Below are 920 nucleotides of genomic sequence, written 5' to 3'. Positions count from 1 at the left end.
AAGATGAACGAGAGATCGTAGACGAGCTGCTGCGCCTGCGAGGAGAGATGCCGGAACACCGCCTGCTGGGCAGTGCGGTCACCGCCGACAACGGTGAGGACCCGGGCGAGGGTGCGGGGGTCGCAGTCTGCGGAGATGGCAAGGATGTTGTCGAGTTTCTCCCAGGCATCCCCGACCCGGGAGAGCGGGGTATATCCAGCGATCCGGGTGAAGACGAGGGCGACGATCTCCTGCCAGCAGGCCGGGAACGCCTCCTGGAGAACCGGGAGCACCTCGCCGAACTCTTCGGTCATCAGGGCGGCGTTCCCGTATTCACGAATGCTGCGGGGATTCATCGGGATGCTCTGTCCTCTTCTTCCTTTGACGATGAGACCCTGGTCTTTCGTGAGTCTGCCGAGATACGTGCTGACCTTTTTCGGCGATTTGGTTGCCTTGTCGTAGATGCTCGTCGACCGATAGACATAGGGTTTGCCTTGGATCTCCTTGATCTCAAGACACTTCTCCCCCTTCCGCCGCTGCTCCTCGAGCCACGCCCGAACCCACTCTTCCATATGTCATAATATTAGGGATTATGAATATATAGATCTTTCCCTTCTGCTTCAGGGGATGCCGAAAAGGAGGACAGAATATGAAGTATATGCCCCAAATCATGCGGAGTTCAGGCTCAAATGTATTGCATACCCAATTGACCGATTTCCGAAAAATCAGTGAATTATCATGGTGGATTAGGATTCCAAAGTAACCGTAATTCGATTAAAATCGTGTATAAGCGGAGCAGCGTTTTGGATAACTAAAATCGTAATACTCTCTTCTTTTTACCTATCTTTTCTTTAAAATTTTTTCTATCAGTTCAAAGAAGTATGACGTATGTTTCATTGCAGAGAACCAGATGAAAATATCTGGATTGTATTTTGATTTAA

1 protein-coding gene is annotated in these 920 nt (G+C 50.2%); it reads right to left on the bottom strand.

Annotated elements, in window-relative coordinates; genetic code table 11:
* A partial coding sequence (locus QCH34_RS13255) for a hypothetical protein (RefSeq protein WP_300334803.1) occupies positions 1-335 on the bottom strand: 335 nt, incomplete at its 3' end.
* Positions 336-920: the final 585 nt, after the last annotated feature.

This window comes from Methanocalculus sp. (assembly GCF_029762515.1).
Lineage (GTDB): Archaea > Halobacteriota > Methanomicrobia > Methanomicrobiales > Methanocorpusculaceae > Methanocalculus.
The sequence above is the reverse complement of the archived record's forward strand: the minus strand, read 5'-3'. Positions and strand labels throughout refer to the sequence as shown.